Raw genomic sequence first — 2,808 nt, forward strand, 5'->3', positions numbered from 1 at the left:
CCGACCGGGGGCAAGGTGCGGGTCGGCTTGGGCAGCGTCGCGTCGACCTTGGGCGCAGCCGCCTTGGTCACGCCGGTTTCGGCATAATCATCGCGCTTGCCCGGCGACAGGGTGATCGTCAGCGGCGGCCGCGTCAGCCACTGCTTCATCGCCGCCTGCACGCGCGCCGGAGTCACGGCGGCATAAGCGGCGAGCGTCGTTTTGTAAAAATCGCTGTTGGCGGCATAGGTTTGCCCTTCGGCCAGCGACACCGCCTTGCCGCCGAACCCGCCGACCGACTCCAGCCCGCGAATCCGCCCGGCGACTTCGCGCATCACCGCGCGTTGCACTTCGTCCCGGGTCGGCCCCGTGGCGATCATTCCGGCCAGTATCGCGTCGGCCTTCGCCACCACCAATGCCGGATCGATGCCGGGCTTGGCGATGACCTGCGTCGAGAAAATGCCCGCGCGCTGCAGCGTGCTGTTGCTCGCGCTGACGCTGATCGCGACCTTCTGCTCGCGCACCAATGCCTTGTCCAAGCGTGAGCTGGCCAGCCCGCCGAGGATCGACGCGCCGACATCGAGCGCCGCCATCTGCGGCGACAGCAGCCCCGGCACCGCCCAGTTGCGCGACACGATGGTGAACGCCAGCGCATCCTTCAGCGCGACCTTCTTCGGCGCGGCCAGCGTCGGCACGCTCGCCATCGCCGGGCGGTTTACCGGGCCGCGTGCGATGTCGCCAAAATACCGCTCGACCATCGGCCGCGCCGTCGCGGCGGTCGTGTCCCCGGCGATCACCAGCACGGCATTGTTGGGGCCGTATTTGTCGCGGAACCACTGCTTGACGTCGGCCAGGCTGGCGGCGTCGAGGTCGGCCATCGAGCCGATGGTGGTGTGGTGATAGGGATGGCCCGGCGGAAACAGCCCTTCGAACAACGCATATTGGGCCAGGCCGCCGGGACTGCTGTCACCTTGCCTTTTCTCGTTCTGGACGACGGCGCGCTGGTTATCGAGCACGCCCTGGGTGACCGCACCGAGCATATGGCCCATGCGATCGCTTTCCATGAACAGCGCCCGCTCCAGCGCCCCGGCCGGCACCGTCTGGAAATAATTCGTGCGGTCGTAACTGGTCGTGCCGTTGTAATCGGTCGCGCCGATGTTCTGCAGGTAGGTGAAGAAATCCCCCGGCAGATTCTCCGTCCCGTTGTACATCAGATGTTCGTACAGATGGGCAAAACCGGTCTTGCGCGCCGGCTCGTCCTTCGACCCGACATTATACCACACGCTGACCGCGACGACCGGCGCCTTGTGATCCTCATGGACGATGACCGTCAGCCCGTTGGGCAGGCGGAACATCGTGTGCGGAATGCTGATCTCGCGGACCAGCGCCGGGATCGGCACCGACGGCGCGGGCGCGGCGAACGCCGGCGTGGCGAGCGCGGTCGCGGCGAGCAGGGCGGCAAAGGTCGAACGCATGGGATGGCACTCCGGATAAGGTCGTGGCGACCCTAACGGCTAGCCCAATCCGCGCAATCGACGGTTCGAGCGATCGCCTTGCTGAGTGACCAGCGGTCGCCCCAGTTCGACCAACGGCGGTTATATATGGGTCGCTCGCAACGACGATAAAATCGAACCGAAAACGCGTCTAGCGTGCCTTGGGCGCCGCCGCTGCCGCGTTGGCCGGTAACCCGCCCATCTCGGTCACCAATTTCTTGTAGGCGTCGAGATAGGCCAGCACGATGACCTGCCCGATCTCGGTATTCTGGTAACCGGCCGCGCCCGCCGCGGCGAACCCGCCCCAATAGGATCCGCCGCCGCCGGCGAAGCTCAGGTCGCGCTTGCGGAAATAGCCCTGGGTCAGCGCTTCTTCCTCGGTCGTGCGGGCGTTGACCAGCGACAGCGTCACCGTTGCCTCGCCCTTCTTGACGTTGATGCCCCCGGCCAGCCCGCCGATCACTCGCCCGGCCCCGCCGAACATCCCGCCGAGCGCCCCGCCGAGCGCGCCGCCGACGCCGCCGCCGCCCGAGTTCTTGTTGGTCGAGACGATATCCGGCTGCAGAAAATAGTCCGCCGCCTTGACCTGTCCCTTGCCCAGGTTCGATCCGCGCTGCAATTCGCCCTGATCTGCCATCGCCCGCTCCATCGCCCGGTTCTGCATCGACCGTCCACGGTTGACCAGGCCGAAGCAGCCCGACTGCTGCACGAAGATCTTGAGGATCGCCTCGGGGCTGCCCAGGTTCAGCTCACGCCACCACTGATTGTCCGGCTCGACGATTGCCAGCGTGCCCAGCCGCTTGGTGCAGCGGGGGATTTCGCTCTGGCCGGTCAGCTGGTCCTTGTGACCCGAACTGGCATCGGTCTGGCGCTGGGCAAGTGCGGGTGCGGCGGTAATCGATGCCGCGACGATGGCAAACATGGCGATATGACGCATGATGAAGTCCCCCTGTTGTGACGGGGCCATAACATCGCCCGCCGAGTCGGTTCAACGCCGGACCTTCCACCTCGCCGGGAAAGGCTCTAACGGCACCGCGACATGACCGACCTCGACCGCATCCGCAATTTCTCCATCATCGCCCATATCGACCATGGCAAGTCGACGCTTGCCGACCGGCTGATCCAGCGCACCGGCGGCCTGACCGAGCGCGAAATGTCGGCCCAGGTGCTCGATAATATGGACATCGAGAAAGAGCGCGGGATCACGATCAAGGCGCAGACCGTCAATCTCGAATGGGTCGCCAAGGACGGGCTCAACTACACCCTGAATCTGATGGACACCCCCGGCCACGTCGACTTCGCCTATGAAGTCAGCCGCAGCCTCGCCGCGTGCGAA

3 protein-coding genes are annotated in these 2,808 nt (G+C 65.8%); 1 reads left to right on the forward strand and 2 read right to left on the reverse strand.

Annotated elements, in window-relative coordinates; genetic code table 11:
- Together RMN84_RS00970 and RMN84_RS00975 are read right to left on the reverse strand one after the other, a co-directional pair.
- Nucleotides 1–1,454: pitrilysin family protein (locus RMN84_RS00970; RefSeq protein WP_309610340.1), on the reverse strand; the 1,454-nt coding region annotated here is incomplete at its 3' end.
- 169 nt (nucleotides 1,455–1,623) lie between these two features.
- A complete protein-coding gene (locus tag RMN84_RS00975; RefSeq protein WP_309610341.1) occupies nucleotides 1,624–2,409 on the reverse strand; it encodes a CsgG/HfaB family protein in 786 nt (261 codons plus the stop codon).
- 102 nt (nucleotides 2,410–2,511) lie between these two features.
- Between RMN84_RS00975 and RMN84_RS00980 the strand changes: the two genes are divergently transcribed.
- A partial coding sequence (locus tag RMN84_RS00980; protein ID WP_309610342.1) for a GTP-binding protein occupies nucleotides 2,512–2,808 on the forward strand: 297 nt, incomplete at its 3' end.

This window comes from Sphingomonas sp., from assembly GCF_031380695.1.
GTDB lineage: Bacteria > Pseudomonadota > Alphaproteobacteria > Sphingomonadales > Sphingomonadaceae > Sphingomicrobium.

Excerpts from the sequence above, each read along its gene's own strand:
- RMN84_RS00975 (WP_309610341.1), bottom strand. The coding sequence starts at position 2,409 with ATGCGTCATATCGCCATGTTTGCCATCGTCGCGGCATCGATTACCGCC.